Source organism: Reyranella sp. (assembly GCF_965229815.1).
Classification (GTDB): Bacteria; Pseudomonadota; Alphaproteobacteria; order Reyranellales; family Reyranellaceae; genus Reyranella.
In genome coordinates this window covers 507,202-529,200 of sequence record NZ_CBDDJN010000006.1, presented here as the reverse complement: position 1 = coordinate 529,200, position 21,999 = coordinate 507,202, and the positions used below count along the sequence as shown (strand labels likewise).

The window sequence follows — 21,999 nt, the reverse complement described above, 5'->3', positions numbered from 1 at the left end:
GGCAACCCGGCGCACCGCTCGGCCGTTGATCCGACATGGAAGGCCGAACGACCCTTCGCGCCCTCGCCACGGCTGGGCTGGCGCTGTGCGGCGCCAGCGCGGTGCTCCTGCTGGCATCGGAAGCGCAAGCCAACAACTGCCTCGACCGGGTCCGGGAGATCGCGGCGACCTATGGCCTGTCGACCGATCCGCCGACGGTTACGCCGGACCAGACCTCGAAGCCGCTCGACAGCCAGAAGCTGGCGCAGTCGGGCGGCGTGGTGCAGCCGCCGCCGACTTCCGATCGCTCGGTCATCGAACCGCCGCGCGATGCCCGCTACGGCATGTCGACCCTGCCGGACATCACCCCGCCGCGCCCCAAGTCGGAAGACCGGCCGGCCGCGAAGACGCTCGGCGCGGCCGAGACCGCGACCCTCCAGGCCGCGCTGATCGCGGCGCGCGCCCAGGCCGAGCGCGGCATGGAAGCCCAGTGCCTCCAGGACCTGAGCAAGGCGGAGACGGTGATCGAGCGGGCGAAATAATCGGGCCACCAAAGGAGGCGCCGCAGTGGGCGCCTGCCTCAGGCGGCCTCCTTGTCGTTGCCCTCACCCACGCGCGCGGCGAGGGACGCCGCCATGAACTCGTCGAGATCGCCGTCGAGGACCTTCTGCGGATCCGAGCGTTCGACGTTCGTCCGCAGGTCCTTCACCATCTGGTAGGGCTGCAGCACGTAGGACCGGATCTGGTGGCCCCAGCCGATGTCGGTCTTGTTCGCCTCAGCCGCCAGCCGTTCGGCCTCGCGCTTCTGCAGCTCCGCCTCGTAGAGCCGCGCCTTCAGCATCTGCATGGCCTTGGCGCGGTTCTGATGCTGGCTGCGCTCCTGCTGCACGGCGACGGCGATGCCGGTCGGGATGTGCGTGATGCGCACCGCCGAATCGGTCTTGTTGACGTGCTGGCCGCCGGCGCCCGAGGCGCGATAGGTGTCGACGCGCAGGTCCTTGTCGAGGACCTCGATGTCGATGTCCTCGTCGACCTCGGGATAGACCCAGACGCTGGCGAAGGAGGTCTGGCGCCGCGCATTGCCGTCGAAGGGGCTGATGCGCACCAGCCGGTGCACGCCCGACTCGGTCTTCAGCCAGCCATAGGCGTTTCGCCCCTCGACCTTGAAGGCGCACGACTTGATGCCCGCCTCCTCGCCCGCGCTCTCTTCGAGCCAGCTCACCTTGAAGCCGCGCCGTTCGGCCCAGCGCGTGTACATGCGCGCCAGCATCTCGGCCCAGTCCTGCGCCTCGGTGCCGCCGGCGCCGGCATTGATCTCGACATAGGCATTGTTGCCGTCGGCCTCGCCCGCCAGCAGCGTCTCCAGCCGCGCCTGCGCGGCCTCGACGCGCGCCTCGGCCAGCGCCTTCTCGGCGTCGGCGATCATGGCCTCGTCCTTCTCGGCCTCGGCCATCTCGATCAGCCCGACATTGTCGTCGACCGCCGCGCGCAGGCGCTTGATGGTCGAGATCGCGCCCTCGAGCCGGGTGCGCTCCTGCATCACGGCCTGGGCCTGCTTCTGGTCGTTCCAGAGCGCCGGATCCTCGGCGCGCGCGTTCAGCTCGTCGAGACGTACGACTGCCCGGTCGTAGTCAAAGACGCCTCCTCAGGAGTTCCAGCGACTCCTCGATCTCGGTCACCATGGCCTGTGCTTCGGCGCGCATGTTCCACTCTTTGCCGGAAGCGCCGCCCTCCAGGGCCGCCCGTTCCGTGCTCCACGATATGTTTTCCCGGACGCCGCTGGAGCGGCGCGCCCCGCGGCGAGACCTAGTACGTCTCGCCGGTTCCGGTGAGGCCGGGACGGCGGCCCCCCTGCGAGCCGCCGGGGTCTATACCGGCATAGGGGGTCGACCCGTCAAGCAGCGTCTGATTGTAGCCGTCGCTGCCGGGCTCGGTGCCGGGCTTGAAGACCTCGTCGATGGCGCCGCCCTCGTACGAGGTGTGGACGAGGCGCAGGCCCGGCGGGATGCGGAAGGGCGTCGGCGGCTTGCCCTTGAAGATCTCCTGCGCGATCGCCTCGTAGATCGGCGCGGCGTTGCCGCCGCCGGTCTCGAGGTTGCCCGAGCCGAGCGTGCGCGGCTCGTCGAAGCCGATATAGACGCCGACCGTGATGTCCGGGGTCGCGCCGAGGAACCAGTTGTCGCGCGCATCGTTGGTCGTGCCGGTCTTGCCGGCGATCGGCCGGCCGAGCTTGGCCAGCCGGCCGGCCGTGCCGCGCGTCGTCACGCCCAGCATCATGTGAACGACCTGGTACACCGAGGCCGGATCGTGGAAGGGCCGGCGCGGATCGACGATTTCGGGCGCCGTGGGCTTGCCCGACGCCTGCTCGCCGCAGCCCGTGCAGGCCCGCGGCTCGTGCCGGTACACGGTCTTGCCGTTGCGGTCCTGGACGCGGTCGACGAGGCTCGGCGTGATCTCGAGCGCGCCGTTGGCCAGCATCGCATAGGCCATCGTCATGCGGAGAAGCGTGGTTTCGCCGGCGCCGAGCGACATCGGCAGATAGGCGCCCATCTGGTCGGTGACGCCGAACTCCTTGGCGACATCGACCACCTTCTTCATGCCGACCTGCTGGGCGACACGGACGGTCATGAGGTTGCGCGACAGTTCGAGGCCGCGGCGGATCGTGGTGGGACCGAGGAAGTCGCCGCCGTAGTTCTTCGGCGACCAGATCGGCTGGCCATAGCCCGGATCGTAGGAGAACGGCGCGTCGAGCACGATCGAGGCCGGCGTGAAGCCCGCGTCCATGGCGGCGAGATAGACGAAGGGCTTGAATGCCGAGCCGGGCTGGCGCGCGGCCTGGACGGCGCGGTTGAACTGGCTGCGGCCATAGGACCAGCCACCCGTCATGGCGAGCACGCGGCCGGTCTGGGTGTCCATGATCACCACGCCGCCCTCGACGTTGGGGATCTGGCGCAGCGCATAGGTGTTCGGCGGATAGGGCTTGGCGTTGTTGCCGGCGGGCGCCGTCACCTTCTCGACCACGACCACGTCGCCCACGCCCACCACGTCGGCGGGGCGGCGCGGCGGTGCGCCGACTTGCTGGTCGTGCAGCGTCGGCCGCGCCCAGGTCATCTCGGCGAACGGGATGGTGCCCTCGCCGTCGGGCAGACCGACGAGCTGGACTTCCTTCGGCTCGACCTTGGCGACCACGGCAAGCTGCCAGCTCGACGGACCGGTCACGGGCCGGCGCTGCGCGATGCGGGCGAACTCCTCTTCCCACACACCCATGTCGGCGATCTTGGCATAGGCGCCGCGCCAGCCGTGGCGCCGGTCGTAGGTGATCAGACCCTGGCGCAGCGCATTGTCCGCGATCGCCTGGATGGCCGGATCGAGGGTGGTGCTGACGGTGAGGCCGCCTTCGTAGAGGCCCTTCTCGCCATAGGCCGCCATCAGGTTGCGGCGCACTTCCTCGGCGAAGAAATCGGCCTGCACCACCTCGGTGGCGCCGCGGCGACGATACTGCAGCCTCTCCGACTTCGCCTTCTGAAGCTCGGCCGGCGTGATGTAGCCGTCCTCCGCCATGCGGCCGAGCACATAGTCGCGGCGAGCGTAGGCTTCCTTCTCGTTGCGCGAGAGGTTGTAGCGGTTCGGCGCCTTGGGCAGCCCGGCGAGATAGGCGATCTCGGACAGGCTGAGCTCGTCGAGCGACTTGTCGAAATAGTTCAGGGCCGCTTGGGCGACGCCATAGTTGCCCGCGCCGAGGTAAATCTCGTTGAGATAGAGCTCGAGGATGCGCTCCTTGGAATAGGCGTCCTCGATCCGGAAGGCGAGGATCGCCTCCCGGATCTTGCGGGCGAGCGTCGCCTGGTTCGTCAGGAGGAAGTTCTTGGCGACCTGCTGGGTGATGCCCGAGGCGCCCTCCGGACGACGGCCCGGATTGGCGAGGTTGGCGATCACGGCGCGCATGACGCCGACGAAATCGACGCCCGGATGGGAGAAGAAGCGCTGGTCCTCGGCCGCCACGAAGGCTTCGAGCACCCGCCGCGGCATCGCCGGCACCGGCACGAACACCCGCTTTTCGCGGGCGTACTCGGCGAGAAGCCGGCCGTCGGAGGCATAAAGGCGGGAGGAGATCGCCGGCTGGTAGTCGGCGAGCTGCTTGTGATCCGGCAAGCCGTGGCTGAAATGCCAGAAGAGGCCGGCGACGGTGCCCGTGCCGACGATCAGGGCGGCCGTCACGAAGGCCAGCAGGATCTTCACGAAGTTCAACACGCTCATCTTCTACGCGGGCATCCCCGGGGGCAGCAACGCTCAGCCTGGAAGAAAGTTACGCCTTTCTTGTGGCAGTTCCGGCGCCGAAATGAGCATCGACCGACGCCCGGAGCGCGCGGGCAAGGGCAATCTGGTGCTGCCGGACGGTCAGGAGCCGCTCGTCCCGCGCATTCGAAAGGTAGCCCAGCTCGACGAGGCAGGCCGGAATCTCGGGCGAGGTCAGCACGGCGAACCCCGCCTGCCGATGGGTCCGGGGCAACAGCCGGACGCCGTTGCTGGCGAAGGTCTGGACGATCGTGGCGGCCAGGCGCCGGGAATCGTTGACCGTGCCGCGCTGGCTCATCGCCACCAGGGTGCGGGCGACGCTGTCGGACTGGTTGGCCATGCGCGTGCCCGAAACGACCAGGTCGGCTCGGTTCTCGCGGGCCGCCAGCGCCTCGGCCTCGCGGTCGCTCGCCGCCTCGGACAGGGTGTAGACGGAGGCGCCGCGGACGCCGGAATCGGCGCAGGCATCGGCATGCAGGGACAGGAAGAGGTCGGCCTTGGCCGCCTGCGCACGCGCCACGCGCTCGCGCAGGGGCACATAGACGTCGGTCGTCCGGGTCAGCATGACCCGATAGCGGCGGGCCAGCAGCTCCTTCTGGAGCTCGCGCGCCACCGCCATAACGACCGTCTTTTCCTTGGTCCCGCGGACGCCCATGGCGCCGGGATCGCGCCCGCCATGGCCGGGATCCAGCGCCACCAGCTTCGGCCGCAACATGGGCGTGGGCTTGGCCATGGATTTCCTGGGCGCCTTGCGCTTGGACGGCGTGGCGCACGCCTCGGCAATGCCGAGGCCGAAGACGGCCCATCCGGCGGTCAGGCCGGCCAGCACGGTTCGACGATTGGGAGCGGCCATGGAAGTGCCAAATCTATTGGAGGGAGCGAATTATTGTTGTGATATCTTCAACCAATTACCAAAGAAGGCTGATAATTGCAAGATTTTCCAATTACTTAAGATGCAAATTTCAACCACATCAATGTTTTGATTGTCGCCCGGAAACGAACCCCGTATGTTGCGCCCGCGAGCAGTCGCCGTCGTTCGAAGCGCCCTCCTGTAACGGGCCGGCGCGCTCCGACGGCAGTCTTCTAAGCCGGGTTGGCGCGCCCCCTTTGGACGGGAGCGGCGGACCTGCGGAGGGACTGTCAGGCAGGCGGTGGCTATGGAAAACCCGAGGTCGGCAGGGTCGAGTCTTGACCCGGCGGCGCGATGCTTCCCCGTCTTGGCCAGTGTTGGCCGTTCGGCGGGTCGATGGCGCTCCGTCTCCCTCGCCCCACGGAGGCGGCACGACCGCCGGTCGCTCGCGCCGGCTGGACACGGACGCTTCGGAGCGAGCCCATGGCACGCCGGATGCTCATTGATGCGAGCCACCCCGAAGAAACACGGGTGGTCGTGGTCGATGGAACACGACTTGAAGAATTCGATTTCGAGACCGCCAGCCGCAAGCCCCTGAAGGGCAACATCTATCTGGCCAAGGTCATCCGCATCGAGCCGTCCCTCCAGGCGGCCTTCGTGGAATACGGCGGCAACCGCCACGGCTTCCTGGCCTTCTCGGAAATCCACCCCGACTACTACCAGATTCCCGTCGCCGATCGCGAACGGCTGATCGCCGAGCAGCAGCGGCTGAACGCTGAGGCCGACGAGGACGAGCCGCGCCGTCCCGATCGCATCGACCGCACCGACATCGAGGAGGTGCGCGAGGAGAAGCGTGCCGAGATCGGCCTGGCGGAGGCAGAGGCGGAGGCGCCGCCGGTCGAGGCGGCCGCCGAGGCCGTGGCCGGTACCGAGGACACCGGCGACAAGCCGGTCGCCGACGAACCGGCCGATGCGTTGCCGACGGAAGCCGCGGCGGAAGCCCCCTCCACGGCGCCCGATCCCCTGGCCTCCCCGGCTGCCGAGACGGCGGCCGGCGAACCCGAGCCGTTCGCGCCCCCGGCCCAGCCCGCCGCGATCGTCAGCGAGCGGCTCGACGGACCGGTCGAGGAAACCGCCGCCGAAGAGCCGGCCGAGCCGTCGGCCGACCAGCCCGCCACCGTCTATGCCGAGGCGGCCGCCGAGACCCCGGTCGAGCTGCCGGCCGGCGATGCCGCCGAGGCGCCGCAGCCCGAGGTGACGGTCGAGACGCTGGGCGGCGACGACGTGATCGAGCAGCGCGAGACGCGCGAGCGCCGCCGCCGCAACCCGATCCGCCAGTACAAGATCCAGGAAGTCATCAAGCGCCGCCAGATTCTGCTGGTCCAGGTCGTCAAGGAGGAGCGCGGCAACAAGGGCGCGGCCCTCACCACCTACCTGTCGCTGGCCGGCCGCTACAGCGTGCTGATGCCCAACGCCGGACGGGGCGGCGGCATCTCGCGCAAGATCTCCAACCCGGCCGACCGCAAGCGCATGAAGGAAGTGCTGGGCGAGCTCGCCGTGCCGCAGGGCATGGGCGTGATCCTGCGCACCGCCGGCCTGGAGCGCGCCACGACCGACATCAAGCGCGACTACGAGTACCTGTCGCGGCTGTGGGATTCGATTCGCGAGATCACCATGCGCTCGACGGCGCCGGCGCTGATCTACGAGGAAGGCGACCTGATCAAGCGCTCGCTGCGCGACGTCTACGACACCGACATCGCCCAGGTGCTGGTCGAGGGCGAGGACGGCTACGAGGCCGCCGCGGCCTTCATGCGCCAGCTGGTGCCGCACCAGGCCGCCAAGGTCGAGCTCTACAAGGAGCCGATCCCCCTCTTCCACCGCTACCAGGTGGAAAGCCAGTTCGACGCCATGCACTCGCCGGTCGTGCAGCTGCGCTCCGGCGGCTACATCGTCATCAACCCGACCGAGGCGCTGGTCGCCATCGACGTCAACTCGGGCCGCTCGACGAAGGAGCGGAACATCGAGGAGACCGCGGTCCGCACCAACGTCGAGGCGGCCGAGGAGATCGCCCGCCAGGTGCGCCTGCGCGACCTCGCCGGCCTGATCGTGATCGACTTCATCGACATGGAGGAGACGCGCCACCAGCGCCAGGTCGAGCACAAGGTCAAGGATGCGATGCGCCACGACCGGGCGCGCATCCAGATCGGCCGCATCTCGGCCTTCGGCCTGCTGGAGATGTCGCGCCAGCGGCTCCGCCCCAGCCTGCTCGAGCACTCGACCGAGACCTGCCCTCATTGCGCCGGCACCGGCCGCGTGCGCTCGATCGAATCGGCGGCGCTGCATGCGCTGCGCGCCATCGAGGAGGAAGGCGTCCGCCGCCGGGCCAGCGAGATCGTGGTCAGCGTGCCGCCCACCGTCGCGCTCTACCTGCTCAACCAGAAGCGCCACACCCTGTCGGAGATCGAGAAGCGCTATGGCTTCAACGTCGCCGTCGAGGCCGACGACGAGCTGCATGCCGCCGACTGCGAGATCGAGCGCGTCCGGTCGCGCCGCGACGACCGCGAGCGACCCGCGCAGGAGCTGGCGCGTGCGACCTACGACGAGGTCTCCGACGAGGCGGCCGCCGAGGAGATCGAGGCCGAGGACACCGAGGCCGGCGGCGAGCGCGCCGAGGGCGAGGACGGCGATCGCGACGGCGGTCGCCGGCGCCGGCGCCGTCGGCGGCGGCGCGGCCGGCGCGACGGCGAGGAGCCGGGCGAGCAGCCGCAGGCCATGGGTGCCGAGGATTCGTTCGCCGAAGGCGGCCCCGAGCCCGCCTCCGAGGACACCGGGGACGAGGACCGCGAGCCGGCCGAGGAGGCCGGCGAGGCGGCTGCGGCCGACGGCGAGAAGTCCGACCTCGACGCCGAGGCCGATGGCGAGCGCGGCGACCGCCGTCGTCGTCGCGGCCGGCGCGGCGGACGCCGCCGCCGTCGCGAGAACGGCGAAGGCGACATGAGCGACCACGTGGCCCACGAGGCCGGCGACGACCATGCCGGTGAGGGGTCGACTGGCGAAGAGCCGACGGGTGAAGGACCGGCGGGTGAAGAGGCGACGGGCGACGACGCGCCGGCCGCCGAGCGGCCCGCCGCGGCCGAGCCCGCGCCGTCCGTCGCGACTCCTATGGAAGCGATGCCCGCCGAGGTGCTTTCCGGCGATCAGCCGCCGGTCGACGAAGCTCCTTTGAGCAATGGAATCCCGATCGCCCCGGCCGCCATGGCAGCGGAGGCGCCGGTCGTCGCGCTGGCGCCCGAGCCGCCGGTCGCGGCGTCTGCGCCGCAGCCCGAGCCGGCTCCGGTCGTGCCGGCGATCACGGCACCGCCCGAGAAGCCCAAGCGCGGCTGGTGGCGGCGCTGACCGGCAACCAGGGGAACCGCGTACGGTTCCCCTGATCGCCCAGAGCGGGATGAGAAGAGGTGGAATCGCATGCGATTCCACCTCTTCTCATCCGCGCCCACCAGCGTCATAGGTTGCGAGAGGGCATGATGGGATTGGCTGTTTCCAGCCAATCCCATCCTGCTTTGGCCCTCCCCGGGCGCTTTCGTCAGCGGTCGGAACGGAAGACCGCCAGCTCCGCCCGGGTGTCGGCGATCGAGAACCAGCGGTGCTGCTCGGCGCGGAACTGGCGCCAGTTCTCGAGGATCTTCTTGAACTGGGCGTTGTTGGCCGCCTCCTCGTCGAGCACCGTCTCCAGCGCACCGCGCAGGGCCTTGACGATGTCGTCCGGCAGGAACGACAGCTTGGTGCCGGCGGCGACGAGCTTGGCGATCGCCACCGCGTTCTTGGCATCGTAGGACGCCAGCATCTCGGTCATCGCGTAGTTGCAGGCGTAGCGGAGAACCGCCTGGTAGCGCGGCGGCAGCGACGCCCAGGCCGCCTTGTTCACCAGGACCTGGTTGACCGCCTCGAGCTCCATGACGCCCGGCGCGTAGTAGTACTGGGCGACCTTGTTGAAGCCGAGCTTCTCGTCGTCGTAGGGCCCCACCCACTCGCAGGCGTCGATCGTGCCACGCTCCAGCGCCGGGTAGATGTCGCCGCCGGCGATCTGCTGCGGCACCGCGCCGAGCTTGGACATCACCTTGCCGCCGAATCCGGCCGTGCGGATCTTCAGCCCCTCGAAATCCTTGGGCGTCTTCAGCTCCTTGCGGAACCAGCCGAACATCTGGCCGCCGGTCTGGCCGGCCGGCAGGGCGACCACGCCGAACCCGTCGTAGAGCTCGTCCATCAGCTTGCGGCCGTCACCGAACAGCATCCAGGCGTTCTGCATGCGCGGCGTCAGGCCGAAGGGCAGCGACCCGTCGAAGATGAAGGCGGGATTCTTGCCGATGTAGTAGCCCATGTAGGTGTGGCCGCACTCGACGGTCGCGTTGGCCACCGCGTCCAGCACCTGCAGGCCGGGCACCAGCTCGCCGGCCGCGAACGGCCGCAGCTCGAACTTGCCGTCGGTCATCTCGCCGGTCAGGCGCGCGATGGTCTGCGCGGCGCCGAACAGCGTGTCGAGGCTCTTGGGGAAGCTCGACGTCAGGCGCCACTTCACCACCTCGTTGGTCTGCTGCCCGAAGGCCGGCGAGGCCGCGAGGGCGGCGAGCGATGCGGCGGCAGGCGCGAATTGTCGACGGGTGACGGTCATCGTTTCCTCCTGTAGTTGGCGGAAAGTCTAGGCCGGCCTTCGTGGTATCGCTACCAAATTCAGCTGGCGCTCCAGCCGCCGTCGATGGGAATCGCCGACCCGGTGATGTCGGACCCGCCCTCCCCGCAGAGCAGCGCCACCAGGCCCGCCACGCGCTCCGGCGCCACGAACCGGCCCGACGGCTGGCGTGTGGCGAGGAAGGCGCGCTCCGCTTCCGGCCTCGCCAACCCGGTCCTCGCCATCTCGTCGGCCAGCCGCGCCTCGATATTGGGCGTCGGCACGGTGCCGGGGCAGATCGCGTTGCAGGTGATGTTCTGGCCCGCGGTCTCGAGCGCGAGCGCCCGGGTGAAGCCGATCAGCGCCGTCTTGGTGGTGACGTAGTCGATGCGGTTGGCGGCGCCGAACAGGCCGTAGACCGACGAGACGTTGACGATGCGGCCGAAGTCGCGCTGGCGCATCCCCGGCAGGACGAGCCGGCTGGCGTGGAAGGCCGAGGACAGATTGACCGCCAGAGCGCGGTCCCAGTCCTGCGCCCGGAAGGACTCGAGCGGCGCGAAGTGACGGACGACGGCGTTGTTGACGAGGATGTCGACGCCGCCAAAGGCCGCCAGAGCTGCCTCCACCAGGGCCGCCACCTGGCCGGCGTCGCCGACATCGGCTCCGTGATACAGGACACGCACCCCGTGCGCGGCCTCCAGCGTGCTGCGGCGGCGCTCGATCTCGGCCGCCTCGCCCAGGCCGTTCATCACGATGTGGCAGCCTTCCGCCGCCAGCCGTTCGGCCACGGCATGGCCGAGGCCCTGGGTCGAGCCGGTGATCAACGCGCATCTGCCCTTCATCTCGTCTCCTCAGCTGCTCTCGCGCTGCACGATCTCGAAGCCGACATCGATCCTGACCTTCTCGCGCGGAGCGCCGCGCAGGCGGTTGACCAGCAGTTCGGCGCTGCGCCGGCCGATCTCCTCGCGCGGAATGTGCAGCGTCGTCACGGCCGGCACGGCATGGCGCAGCAGGTCGAGGTCGTCGAAGCTCGCGATGGCGACCCGGCCCGGGACCGCCCAGCCGCGGCGCTGGCACTCGAACAGGGCGCCGACCGCCAGCACATCGCCGGCGAAGAAGACGGCATCGATGGCGGGATGGGTCTGGACCAGCCGCACAAGCGCATCGGCACCCGCGCTGAAGCCTCCGTCCGCCTCGAGCACGAGTCCCTCGTCGGCCGACAGGCCGAGATCCTTCAGGGCCGCGAAGTAGCCGCGCCGACGCTCCCGGGAGCGGTCGTTGTCGCGCAGGGGCAAGGTGACGAAGCCGATCTTGCGATAGCCGAGCCGGCCGAGATGGGCCGTCATGCCGCGCGCCGCGTCGAAGTTGGAGTAGCTCACCACCATGTCGAGCGGCCGCGCCGGCAGGCTGCCGGTCTCGACCACGGGCACGTCGCTGCGGGCGACCAGCTCGCGCAGGCGCTGGCTGTGCTTGGTGTTGTGCAGGATCAGCCCGCAGACCCGCTGGGCCAGCAGCGCCGAGACCAGCGACTCCTCGTCGTCGAGGCGATGGCCGCTGTCGGCGATCATCAGGTGCAGGCCGTTGGCCCGCAGCACGTTGGAGATCGCCTGGATCATCGCGGCGTAGAGCGAGTTGCGGATCGACGGAATCACCAGCCCGACCACGTTGCTGCGCTTGGACGACAGGCTGCCGGCGATGCGGTTGGGCAGGTAGCCGAAGCGGCGCACCGCGGCGTCGACCTTCTTGCGCATCTCCTCCGAGACGCTCGCCGGGTCGCTGAGGGCGCGCGACACCGTCATCGGCGAGACGCCGGCATGGCGCGCGATGTCGCTCATCGTGATGTCGTTGCCGCGCCTGGCCTTGCCGGCCATCTCTTGTCCCCCTCCGATGCCTCCCTTATAGCGTGGTAGCGATACCACAAAACGGAATGGAGGAACGACATGGCTGACCTAGTGGGCTTCGTCGGGGTCGGCCGGATGGGCGGGCCGATGGCGTCCCGCCTGCTGGACGCCGGCCACCGCCTGTGCGTCTACGACGTCTCGGAGGAAGCGACGCGGCCGCTGGCGGCCCGCGGGGCGCTCGTCGCGGCCTCCCCGGCCGAGGTCGCCTCGACGGCGGAGATCGTGTTCATGAGCCTGCCGACCCCGGACGTCGTGCGCCAGGTGGCGCTCGGCGGCAATGCCGGCCTGGTCAACGGCTCCAGCGTGCGCACGGTGATCGACCTCTCGACCACCGGGCCGGGCGTCGCGACCGAGGTCGCCGCCGCGCTGGCCGAGCGGCGCATCGGCTGGGTCGACGCGCCGGTGAGCGGCGGCGTCACCGGCGCCACGGCCGGCACGCTCGCCGTGATGGTGTCGTGCCCGCGGGCCACCTACGCGAAGGTAGAGCCCCTGCTCGGCACCTTCGGCAGGCTGTTCCACACCGGGGAGAAGCCCGGTCTCGCCCAGTCGGCCAAGCTCGCCAACAACATCCTCGCCGCCGCCGCCATGGTGGCCACGGCGGAGGCCATGGCGATGGGGGTCAAGGCCGGGCTCGATCCCAAGGTGCTCCTCGACATCATCAACGCTTCGAGCGGCCGCAACACCGCCACGATGGACAAGTTCCCGCGCGCCGTGCTCACCCGTAGCTTCGACTTCGGCTTCGCGACCGGGCTGTCCTACAAGGATGTCCGGCTGTGCGTCGAGGAGGCCGAGGCGATGGGCGTCCCGATGGTGCTGGGCGGCACCGTGCGCGAGATGCTCGCCGTCACCCGCGCCCGCTTCGGCGCGGCGTCCGACTTCACCCACATCGCCAAGCTGCTCGAGGAGTGGGCGGGCGTCGAGATCAAGGGCTGATCCCAGCGCCTGAAGCGGCCTGCCGGCCACCCGGACCGCCATGCACAGGGACTGCAGCACGTCCGGGTCAACATTTTCGAGAGCTCGGCAATAGCGCGTTTGAGGCGGGAGCCGGGACAGTGTAACGCTCGCCACTGCATCAAGATGGGGATTCTTCGGTCATGGGACAATCGGCTAGCCAAGCGGCGTTGACCCGCCTGATCTCGGAGAACGAATCCGCCATCCTGGCGGACTGGGTTCAGTTTCTCGCCACCCGGGAGAGCCGGCTCTCGCCGCAGGAAGGACGCGCACAGGCGACGGATTTCCTGCATACGCTGGGGCAGGCGGTCGCCAGCGGCGGCATCTCGGACATCAATGCCGCCAATTTCGCCGAGGTGCGCGACCTCCTGGCAGGTGTTTCGCGGACGCGGGCGATCCAGGGCTTCTCCCCGTCGGAGACCGCCATTTTCGTGTTCTCCCTCAAACAGGCCCTGTTCGATCGGGCCCGTGCCAGCATCAAGGATCCGCGCGAGGCCGCCGACATCGTCTGGGCGTTCAGCGACCTCCTGGACAGACTCGGGCTCTTCACGATCGAAAGCTTCCAGAAGACCCGCGACGAGCTGATCGAGCGGCAGCGCCAGGAGATCGAGGAACTCTCGACCCCGGTCGTGAAGTTGTGGGATGGCATCGTTGCCCTGCCCCTGATCGGAACCCTCGACAGCGCCCGTACCCAGGTCGTGATGCAGAACCTGCTCGAGACGATCGTGCAGACGGGTGCGGAGATCGCCATTCTCGACATCACCGGCGTGCCAACCGTCGACACGCTGGTCGCGCAGCACCTGCTCAAGACCGTGTCGGCCGCCCGCCTGATGGGTGCGGACTGCATCATCAGCGGCATCCGTCCGCAGATCGCCCAGACGATCGTGCAGCTCGGCGTCGAGCTCAATGTGATCTCGAAGGCCACCCTCGCCGACGCGCTGGCGCTCGCCCTTCGCCGCACGGGTCGCACCATCGAGAAGGCGAGACGGACCAGCAAGGCGCTGGGCGACGACACCACCGAGAAGCGCGACTGAGCATGGACAGCATCCCCATCCTCAAGATCGGCACGGCCCTCCTGGTCACCATCCAGGTCGACATGCACGATCGCCTGGCGACCCAGCTGCAGGAGGATCTCACCACCAAGATCGTCGAACACCGCGCCCGCGGCGTGCTGATCGACATCTCGGCCCTCGAGATCGTCGACAGTTTCATCGGCCGCATGCTGGCCAACATCGCCAGCGTTTCCCGCCTGCTGGACGCCGACACGGTCGTGGTCGGCATGCGCCCCGAGGTGGCGATCACCCTCGTCGAGCTCGGCCTCGGCCTCCCCGGCGTCAAGACGGCCCTGAACGCCGAACGGGGCCTCGCCATGATCGGAGGCGTGGTCAGCGATGAGCCGACGGGCGACGATGCCCACGACGACTGAGACGCTTCCGATCAAGAACGGTGACGATATCGTCCGGGTCCGCCAGAGGGTGCGCACGCGCGCCGTGGAGGTCGGCCTGTCCCTGGTCGACCAGACCAAGTTGATCACCGCCGCCAGCGAGCTCGCCCGGAATGCTCTCGACTACGGCAAGGGCGGCCATGCCGATATCGAGACCATCGCCGAGCTGAGGCGCGGCGTCCGCATCGTCTTTCGCGACCAGGGGCCTGGAATTCCCGACATTCAGCAGGCGCTGACGGACGGTTTCACGTCGGGCAACGGGCTGGGCCACGGGCTGGGCGGCGCCAAGCGCCTGGTCGACGACTTCGACATCCAGACCAAGGTGGGCGAAGGCACGACGGTAACCATCGCACGGTGGAAGCGTTGAATACCGTAATGCCCGTAAACGACGCCAGCTATGTCGCCGGCGTTCGTCGCGAAGTCGACGGGATGGCCCGCGGGATCGGCTTGTCCGAGGAGGATCGCGGGCGGACAAGTCTCGTCGTCACCGAGCTGGCGACCAACCTCGCCCGTCACGCCGGCGGCGGCGAGATCCTGGCGCGGATCGTGAGCCGCGAGGAGATGAGCGGCATCGAGGTGATTGCCGTCGACCGCGGCCCCGGCATCGCCAATATCCGCGAGAGCCTGCGCGACGGCATCTCGACGGCCGGTACAGCGGGCACCGGCCTCGGCGCGATCCGCCGACAGTCCGACGAGTTCGACATCCATTCCGTGCCGGGCCACGGCACGGTGATCCTCTCCTGCCTGTGGCCCAGCCATCACGCTCCGCCTCACGGCGATATGCAGATCGGTTCCGTGTCCGTGCCCAAGCTCGGAGAGGTCGTGTGCGGCGACTCACTTGGCGTCCAGCGCTCGAGCAACAGCATCTCGGCCATGGTCGTCGATGGGCTGGGCCACGGCGTGCTCGCCAACGACGCAGCGGAGGCGGCGCGGCGCCTGTTCTGCGCCGCCTTCCCGCCTTCGCCCGCCGCAGCCGTCCAGAAGATCCATGCCGGACTGCGCGCCACGCGCGGCGCCGCGGTCGGCATCGTCACGCTCGACCTCGCGACGAGCCGGGCGACCTTCTGCGGCATCGGCAACATCGCCGGCCTCGCCGCGGCCGGAGGCGACGTGCGCCGGTTCGTCTCGATGAACGGCATCGCCGGCCATACGGCCGGGCAGACGCGGGAATTCGTCTATCCCTGCGAGGGCGCCGGGCTGGTGATCGTGCTGCATTCGGACGGCATCTCGTCGAACTGGTCGTTCGACAGGTATTCCGGCCTGACCGCACGGCATCCCAGCCTGATTGCCGCAGTCCTGTTGCGCGACCACGGCCGCGGCCGCGACGACGCCACCGTGCTGGTCATCAAGAGGCCGCGATGACGGTCCGGCCCCTACTGTCGGTGAGGCTGGAGACCGAGCAGGACATCGTCCTCGCCCGCCAGAAGGCACGGCAGGTGGCGCGGCTCGTGGGGTTTGCCGGCCAGGCCCAGACGTCGATTGCCACCGCCGTTTCCGAGATCGCCCGCAACACCGTGACCTATGGCGGCGGCGGCACGCTGGCCTTCAGCCTCGACAGCCGCCAGCAGCGCCACCTCCTCACCATGACATTCCGCGATCAGGGTCCCGGGATCGGCGAGTTGCAGAACATCCTCGACGGCACCTACGTGTCTCCCACCGGCATGGGCGTGGGGATGATCGGCACCCGCCGGCTTATGGACACGTTCGACGTCGAGAGCGCGCCCGGCAGGGGCACGGTGCTGACCTTCGGGAAGTATCTTCCGCCGGGATCGGACCCCCTCCTTGGCGCTGGTACCGTGGCGGCGGAACTGTCGCGAGCCAAGCCGCAGGCGCTGATCGAGGAGGTGCTCGTCCAGAATCGCGACTTGCTTGCCAGCATGGCGGAGCTCGAGACGGCCCGCGGCGAGCTGTCGGAAGCCAACAGCGAGCTGGAAAGCACCAATCGCGGCGTCGTCGCCCTCTATGCCGAGCTCGACCAGCGCGCCGAAGAATTGCGGCGCGCCAGCGAGGTCAAGAGCCAGTTCCTGTCGGCGGTCAGCCACGAACTGCGAACGCCGCTGAATTCCATCAGCGCACTGTCGCGTATGCTGGCCGACCAGAGCGACGGGCCGCTGAACGACGAACAGCAGCGCCAAGTCTCCTATATCCGCCAGGCCACGGATACGCTGAGCCGCCTGGTCAACGATCTGCTCGACCTCGCCAAGGTGGAAGCGGGCCGCATCGACCTGCATGCTTCGAAGATCGCCATCGGCGATCTCCTCTCGGCGCTGCGCGGCATCATGCGGCCGCTCCAGGCGAGCGACGAAGTCCAGCTGGTCTTCGAGGACCACACACAAGGCGCCCTGCTCTTCACCGATGAGGGCAAGCTGTCGCAGATCCTGCGCAACCTGATCTCCAACGCGCTCAAGTACACCGAGCGCGGCGAGGTACGGGTAAGTGTTTCCATGCTGTCGCCGGCACGGGTCGCGTTCGTCGTCCGCGACAGCGGCATCGGCATCCCGCCCGAAGAGCATACCCGAATCTTCGAAGAATTCGTCCAGGTGCGAAATCCGCTGCAGACCCGCACCAAGGGGTCCGGCCTAGGCCTGCCGCTGTCGCGCAAGTTCGCGGAGCTGCTGGGAGGGACGATCGCGATCGAGAGCGAGCCGGGCCGCGGCTCGACCTTCATCCTCGACATTCCCGCCGAGCTGCCGGGCGCCTCGCTCGAGGAAACGATCGCCAGCGAGGCCGCCGGCAAGATCCTGATCGTCGACGACGAGGAATCGACCCGCTACGTGCTGCGGCACATGCTGAGGTCGGAAGGCCCCTGGGCCCTGATCGAAGCCGCCGACGGCACCGAAGGGCTGCGTCTCGCCCAGGCCGAATCCCCCGACATGCTCTTGCTCGACCTCCACCTGCCAGGGCTGAGCGGCTTCGAGGTGTTCCGCTCGCTCAAGGGCGATCCGGCGACCGCGTCGATCCCCATCCTGGTCCTGACCTCGGCGATCCTCGGGCCTGAGCATCTCGACCGCCTGAAGAGCGCCGTGGGCGTGCTCTCGAAGTCCAATCTGTCCCGCTCGATCCTGTCGGCCCACGTGACCCAGGCCATCCGACGGACGAATGAACCATGAAGCCGTCGCTGATCCTCAACGTCGACGACAACGAATCGGGGCGCTACATCAAGACCCGCGTCCTGCGCCAGGGCGGCTACGAGGTCATCGAGGCCCGCACCGGCGTCGAGGCGCTGGAGACGGCGAGACAGGCCGAGCCCGACCTGGTGCTACTCGACGTCAAGCTGCCCGACGTCTCGGGCTTCGAGGTCTGCCGCCTCATCAAGGAGCACACGCCCAAGCTCCTGGTGCTGCAGATCTCGGCGTCCTTCGTGGCGCCCGGCGACCGCGCGACAGGCCTCGACAGCGGCGCCGACGCCTATCTGAGCCAGCCGGTCGAGCCTTCGGAACTCCTGGCGACGGTGCGCGCCCTGCTGCGGCTCAAGAAGGCGGAGCAGGCGGCGCGGGAGAGCAACGAGCTCTACCGGGTCATCGTGCAGAGCGCGGTCGATTACGCGATCGTCACCCTCGACCTCGACGGACGGGTCCGCACCTGGAGCGCCGGCGCCCAGAGGGTGCTGGGCTGGTCGGAGGAAGAGATGGCGGGCCAGCCGATCGACCGGCTGTTCACCGCGGAAGACGCGGCGGCGGGCGTGCCCGCAACCGACCGCACTGTCGCCGCCCGCGACTCGGGGGCCAATACCAACCGCTGGCAGGTCGCCAAGGACGGCAGCCGGCTGTGGGCCAGCGCCAGCCTGGTGCCGTTGCGCGGCGACCGCAACGAGGTCGGCGGCTTCATCTACGTGCTGCGCGACCGCACGACGGAGAAGTCCGAACAGGACGCGATGCAGCGCGCCAATAGCTGGCTCGAGAGCGAGGTCGCGGCCCGCACGGGCGCGCTGCTCGAGACCAACGCGCTGCTGCGGCGCGAGATCGAGGAACGCGAGCGCGCCGAGCAGGCGTTGCGCCAGGCGCAGAAGATGGAAGCGGTCGGCCTGCTCACCGGCGGCATCGCCCACGACTTCAACAACATGCTGACGGTCGTGCTGGGCGCCACGGAGGCGCTCAAAGCCGCGCTGCCTGGAGAACTGAAAGCCCAGCACCGCCGCGCCGATCTCGTCATGCAGGCCGCCACGCAGGCGTCCGCCCTGACCCATCGACTGCTCGCCTTCTCGCGGCCGCAGCCGGCCGATCCCAAACCGAGCAACCTCAACGCCCTGATCGGCGGCCTGGTCGACATGCTGCGACGCACGATCGGCGAATCGATCACGCTGGAGACCGAGCTGACCCCCAACCTGCCCCTCGTGCAGGTCGACGCGAACCAGCTCGAGAACGCCGTCCTGAACCTGGTCGTCAACGCCCGCGACGCCATGTCGAGCGGCGGCGCCCTCACCCTGCGCACCGCCATCGACGGCGATGGATGGATCACGCTCGGCGTGCTCGACACGGGCTCGGGCATGCCGCCGCACGTCGTGGAGCGGGCGTTCGAGCCCTTTTTCACGACCAAGCGCCTGGGCGAGGGCACCGGTCTCGGCCTGAGCCAGGTCTACGGATTCATGAAGCAAGCGGGCGGCAGCCTCCGCATCGATAGCACCGAAGGCCTCGGGACGCTGGTCGAACTGCGCTTTCCGCGCCTGGAAGGCCGCCTGGCCGAAACGGCCTCCGGCCACGATGCCGCCGCAGCCGGCTTCAACGGGGCGGGACGGCGCGCACTGGTCGTCGAGGACCAGCCGGGGGTGCGCGAGCACGCGGTCGAGACCCTGAGCCAGCTCGGCTTCGAGGTCATGGCTGCCGGCGATGCCGCCGCCGCACTGGCGCTCCTCGCCGGCGATCCGGGAATCGACCTGCTGATGACCGACATCGGCCTGCCTGGCGGCACCGACGGCTGGGCGCTGGCAGCGACTGCGCGCGAGCGGATGCGGGGCGTCAAGATCGTCCTGATGACGGGCTACGCCCAGAGCAACCTCGAGCCGCTCGGGCCCGACAGCGAGCTCCTGATGAAGCCGTTCATCCGCTCCGCCCTCGAAGCGCGACTGTCACGCCTGTTCGGCGGCTGAGTCTGCGGCCGTCAGGCCGCGAACCTGCTCGCGCTGAGCGCCGGCCACAGCGCCTCGGGGCCGGCCTTGGCGTAGGCCGCGCCGATCTTCTCGCCCCAGAACGTCTCGCTGCCGAAATCGCGGCGCCATACCCAGAGCCGCCGCGTGTAGTGGTGCAGGACATGCTCGTGGGTGAAGCCCATGGCGCCCATCGACTGGTGGGCGATCGCGGCCATGCGCTGGGCGAAGTCGGAAGCCTGGGTCTTGGCCGCCGCGATCGAGAAGCGCCCGCCATCGGCCAGGCCGCCCTCGTCGGCGTCGCGCGTCGCCGTTTCGGCCGAGGCGATGATTGCGGCCGCGTAGCTCGCCAGCTCGGCCAGCATCTGCTGGATGGCCTGGAAGGTCGAGATCGGCCGGCCGAACTGGACGCGCTGCTTGCAGTACTCGACGGCGGTGGCGAGGACCCGGTCCGCCGCCCCCGCCATCTGCATCGCGCGCATCAGGGCGGCCAGCTCGAAGGCGCGGTCGGCGGTCACGGCCGACTTGCCGCTGAACGACGCCGCGGCATTGTCGAAGCTCACCGTGCCGTAGGGCTCGCCGGCATGGCTCGGCGTGTCGGTTACCGTCACCGCGGCGGCCGGAACGACGGCGAGCGTGTCGCCCGCGACCACCACGAAACGCTCGGCCACCGAGGCAAAGGGCACGCGCTTCACGGTGCCGCTGACGCGGCCGCCCGACAGGGTCACGGCGCCCAGCGCCAGCGTTGCGGGTCCGGCCGCCGGCGTGCCGCCGGCCGCCGCGACCAGCAGGTTGGCCAGCGCGGTCTCCGCCAGCGGCACCGGCACGGCGTGGGAGCCCGCCAGCCTCATCAGGGCCAGCATGTCGGCGAGCGTACCGCCCGCCCCGTCCTTGTCCTCGGGGACGGCGACCAGCGGCAGGCCCATCTCCTCGATCTCCTTCCAGAGATCGGACGGCCAGACGCCCTTCTCGACGTCGTTCACGACGGCCCGGCCGCAGCGCTCGGTGAAGAAGCGGTCGGCGGTCTCCAGCAGCATGTCGCGCGTTTCGCGGTCCATCGTCCCCTCCTTCAGCGCAGGCCGAGGCCGCGCGCGACGATGCCGCGCAGGACCTGCGTCGTGCCGCCCTGGATCGTGTAACTCGGCGCCATCATGGTCGCGAACTGCGCCACATCGAGAAAGTCGGCGAGATCCTCCTCGGTCGTGGCGTCGGATTCGGCGATCGCGCGGGCGATCTCCGGCAAGTCCTGCTGGTAGATCGTGCCCAGGTCCTTCACCAGCGCGGCCTCGATGGCGGGCGACTTGCCGCCCTGCATCATGCCGGCGACGGCGACCGACATCTGGCGCAACGTCCACAGGCGGGCGACCAGGCGGCCCAGGATCGACGAGGCGCGCTTCGCCGGCTGGCGGCCGAGCACGCGCACCAGCTCGCGCAGGACGTAGAAATTCTGCATGAACCGCTCGGGCCCGCTGCGCTCGAAGGCCAGCTCGCTCGTTACCTGCAGCCAGCCGTCGCCCTCGTTGCCGATCAGACAGCTCTCCGGGATGAAGGCGTCGCTGAACGTGACTTCGTTCCAGTCGTGACGGCCCGCCAGGTTGATGATGGGACGGATCGTGATGCCCGGCGTCTTGAGATCGACGAGAAGCTGGCTCAGCCCCTTGTGGCGGTCGCCGTGCTGACCCGAGGTGCGGACGAGCGTGATGCAGTAGTGATTGTGGTGTGCGCCGGAGGTCCAGACCTTGGTGCCGTTGACGCGGAAGCCGCCCGGGACAGGTTCGGCGCGGGTGCGGACCGAGGCGAGGTCGGATCCCGAATCGGGCTCGCTCATGCCGATCGAGAAGTAGCACTCGCCGGCCGTGATGCGGGGCAGGATCGCCTCGCGCTGCTCCTCGCTGCCGAAGCGCAGCAGCAGCGGCCCGGACTGGCGGTCGGCAACCCAGTGGGCGCCCGCCGGCGCGCTGTTGCCCAGCAGCTCCTCGGTGATGACGTAGCGCTCGAGGAAGCTCTTCTCGCCGCCGCCGTACTGCTTCGGCCAGGTGACGCCGATCCAGCCCTGCTTGCCGAGCGCCTTGCTGAAATCCGACGAGCGCGTGTTCCAGCTCGCGAATGGGCCATCCTCCGTCTTGATCGACGGCAGGGTCTTCTTCAGGAAGGCCCGCACCTCGCCGCGCAGCGCCTCGGCCTCGGGCGGCAGATGGAAAGGCGGGAACTCGAGCTTGGGAATTGACATTGTTGTCTCGGCGGTTGGATGCCTCATCTCTGTCGGCTAATGCTAGGCCACGCAACCCGGTAGTTTCGAGGGACGAATGGCGCGACGGCCACCCCGCCTGCCCCCCTTGCTGGCGGATTTCGACGACGAGGAAAGAGAAGCCGTCCTGGCGGCGAACCGCGCCTTCTATCGTGCCTTCGCCGCGCGCGACGCCGATGCGATGGACCAGGTATGGGCGACCAGCGGCGCCATGGTGTGCCTCCATCCCGGTCGCCCGCCACTGCACGCACGCCCCGAGATCATGGCAAGCTGGCGCGCCATCCTGGGCCATCCCGAGGCGCCGCGCGTGCGCTGCATGGGCGAATGGGTGACCGGCCGTCCGGGGCTCGCGATCGTCGTCTGTCGCGAGATTCTTCCCGAGGGCCAGCTCATGGCGACAAACACCTTCGTCCGCCAGAGCGACGGCTGGCGGATGATCGGCCATCATTCCGGACCGGTTCCTCCGGTCGAGCCCGAGAAGGCAACCGCGGCTGCAACGGCAGCCGCGCCAGCGCGCGACCGGCGCAAGCTCCACTGACGTTTGCCGCTTCCGTCACAGATCGAGGAAGGCCCGAGACATG

At 69.3% G+C, this 21,999-nt stretch carries 18 protein-coding genes; 10 read left to right on the top strand and 8 right to left on the bottom strand.

Going from position 1 to position 21,999, the window contains the following annotated elements; genetic code table 11:
- The first annotated feature begins 35 nt into the window (after positions 1-35).
- On the top strand, positions 36-521 hold the full coding sequence (locus tag ACO073_RS13835) for a hypothetical protein (protein ID WP_421998050.1): 486 nt from the start codon (positions 36-38) through the stop codon (positions 519-521).
- 38 nt (positions 522-559) lie between these two features.
- Here ACO073_RS13835 and prfB read toward each other — a convergent pair.
- From prfB to ACO073_RS13820, 3 genes are all read right to left on the bottom strand, one after another.
- Positions 560-1,682 (bottom strand): peptide chain release factor 2 gene (prfB, locus tag ACO073_RS13830; RefSeq protein WP_421998048.1). Its coding sequence is split into 2 segments (ribosomal slippage): positions 560-1,612 and positions 1,614-1,682, totalling 1,122 coding nucleotides; the frame shifts between segments, so codons are not numbered across the junction.
- A 103-nt stretch (positions 1,683-1,785) separates the two neighbouring features.
- The gene (locus tag ACO073_RS13825; RefSeq protein WP_421998047.1) at positions 1,786-4,236 is read right to left on the bottom strand and encodes a penicillin-binding protein 1A; all 2,451 of its coding nucleotides are present in this window, start codon (positions 4,234-4,236) and stop codon (positions 1,786-1,788) included.
- Between the two features lie 49 nt (positions 4,237-4,285).
- Entirely contained in the window at positions 4,286-5,128 is an 843-nt protein-coding gene (locus ACO073_RS13820; RefSeq protein ID WP_421998046.1) for an N-acetylmuramoyl-L-alanine amidase family protein, read from the bottom strand.
- A gap of 528 nt (positions 5,129-5,656) precedes the next feature.
- Here ACO073_RS13820 and ACO073_RS13815 point away from each other — a divergent pair.
- The gene (locus ACO073_RS13815; protein WP_421998045.1) at positions 5,657-8,521 is read left to right on the top strand and encodes an Rne/Rng family ribonuclease; all 2,865 of its coding nucleotides are present in this window, start codon (positions 5,657-5,659) and stop codon (positions 8,519-8,521) included.
- Positions 8,522-8,708: 187 nt separating this feature from the next.
- On the opposite strand, the gene ACO073_RS13810 is transcribed toward ACO073_RS13815, so the two are convergent.
- From ACO073_RS13810 to ACO073_RS13800, 3 genes are read right to left on the bottom strand one after another with little or no spacing between them, the layout of a single operon-like run.
- Entirely contained in the window at positions 8,709-9,794 is a 1,086-nt protein-coding gene (locus ACO073_RS13810; RefSeq protein ID WP_421998043.1) for a TRAP transporter substrate-binding protein, read from the bottom strand.
- A gap of 59 nt (positions 9,795-9,853) precedes the next feature.
- Positions 9,854-10,633 carry an SDR family NAD(P)-dependent oxidoreductase gene (locus ACO073_RS13805; protein ID WP_421998042.1) on the bottom strand — a complete coding sequence of 260 codons (780 nt, stop codon included), beginning with the start codon at positions 10,631-10,633 and terminating at the stop codon, positions 9,854-9,856.
- Between the two features lie 9 nt (positions 10,634-10,642).
- A complete protein-coding gene (locus ACO073_RS13800) occupies positions 10,643-11,662 on the bottom strand; it encodes a LacI family DNA-binding transcriptional regulator (protein WP_421998041.1) in 1,020 nt (339 codons plus the stop codon).
- A 69-nt stretch (positions 11,663-11,731) separates the two neighbouring features.
- On the opposite strand from ACO073_RS13800, the gene ACO073_RS13795 reads away from it, so the two are divergent.
- The 7 genes from ACO073_RS13795 (at position 11,732) to ACO073_RS13765 (ending at position 19,173) form a co-directional block, all read left to right on the top strand.
- Positions 11,732-12,625 (top strand): NAD(P)-dependent oxidoreductase, encoded by an 894-nt coding sequence (locus ACO073_RS13795; RefSeq protein WP_421998040.1) that lies wholly within the window; start codon positions 11,732-11,734, stop codon positions 12,623-12,625.
- A gap of 188 nt (positions 12,626-12,813) precedes the next feature.
- On the top strand, positions 12,814-13,677 hold the full coding sequence (locus ACO073_RS13790; RefSeq protein WP_421998039.1) for an STAS domain-containing protein: 864 nt from the start codon (positions 12,814-12,816) through the stop codon (positions 13,675-13,677).
- 2 nt (positions 13,678-13,679) lie between these two features.
- A complete protein-coding gene (locus tag ACO073_RS13785; RefSeq protein ID WP_421998038.1) occupies positions 13,680-14,069 on the top strand; it encodes an STAS domain-containing protein in 390 nt (129 codons plus the stop codon).
- Positions 14,053-14,454: an ATP-binding protein gene (locus ACO073_RS13780; protein ID WP_421998037.1), complete on the top strand. Its 402-nt coding sequence runs from the start codon at positions 14,053-14,055 to the stop codon at positions 14,452-14,454. Before ACO073_RS13785 ends, ACO073_RS13780 begins: the two co-directional genes overlap by 17 nt.
- Positions 14,455-14,462: 8 nt before the next feature.
- The gene (locus tag ACO073_RS13775; RefSeq protein ID WP_421998036.1) at positions 14,463-15,449 is read left to right on the top strand and encodes an ATP-binding protein; all 987 of its coding nucleotides are present in this window, start codon (positions 14,463-14,465) and stop codon (positions 15,447-15,449) included.
- On the top strand, positions 15,446-17,197 hold the full coding sequence (locus tag ACO073_RS13770) for an ATP-binding protein (RefSeq protein ID WP_421998035.1): 1,752 nt from the start codon (positions 15,446-15,448) through the stop codon (positions 17,195-17,197). The genes ACO073_RS13775 and ACO073_RS13770 overlap by 4 nt, the downstream gene beginning before the upstream one ends.
- Positions 17,194-19,173 carry a response regulator gene (locus ACO073_RS13765; RefSeq protein ID WP_421998033.1) on the top strand — a complete coding sequence of 660 codons (1,980 nt, stop codon included), beginning with the start codon at positions 17,194-17,196 and terminating at the stop codon, positions 19,171-19,173. Before ACO073_RS13770 ends, ACO073_RS13765 begins: the two co-directional genes overlap by 4 nt.
- A gap of 11 nt (positions 19,174-19,184) precedes the next feature.
- Here ACO073_RS13765 and ACO073_RS13760 read toward each other — a convergent pair whose 3' ends face one another.
- A complete protein-coding gene (locus tag ACO073_RS13760; RefSeq protein WP_421998032.1) occupies positions 19,185-20,228 on the bottom strand; it encodes an acyl-CoA dehydrogenase family protein in 1,044 nt (347 codons plus the stop codon).
- Positions 20,229-20,239: 11 nt separating this feature from the next.
- The gene (locus ACO073_RS13755; RefSeq protein WP_421998030.1) at positions 20,240-21,400 is read right to left on the bottom strand and encodes an acyl-CoA dehydrogenase family protein; all 1,161 of its coding nucleotides are present in this window, start codon (positions 21,398-21,400) and stop codon (positions 20,240-20,242) included.
- A gap of 76 nt (positions 21,401-21,476) precedes the next feature.
- On the opposite strand from ACO073_RS13755, the gene ACO073_RS13750 reads away from it, so the two are divergent.
- Positions 21,477-21,956, top strand: coding sequence for a nuclear transport factor 2 family protein (locus ACO073_RS13750; RefSeq protein WP_421998029.1), 480 nt, complete (start codon positions 21,477-21,479; stop codon positions 21,954-21,956).
- Positions 21,957-21,999 lie beyond the last annotated feature (43 nt).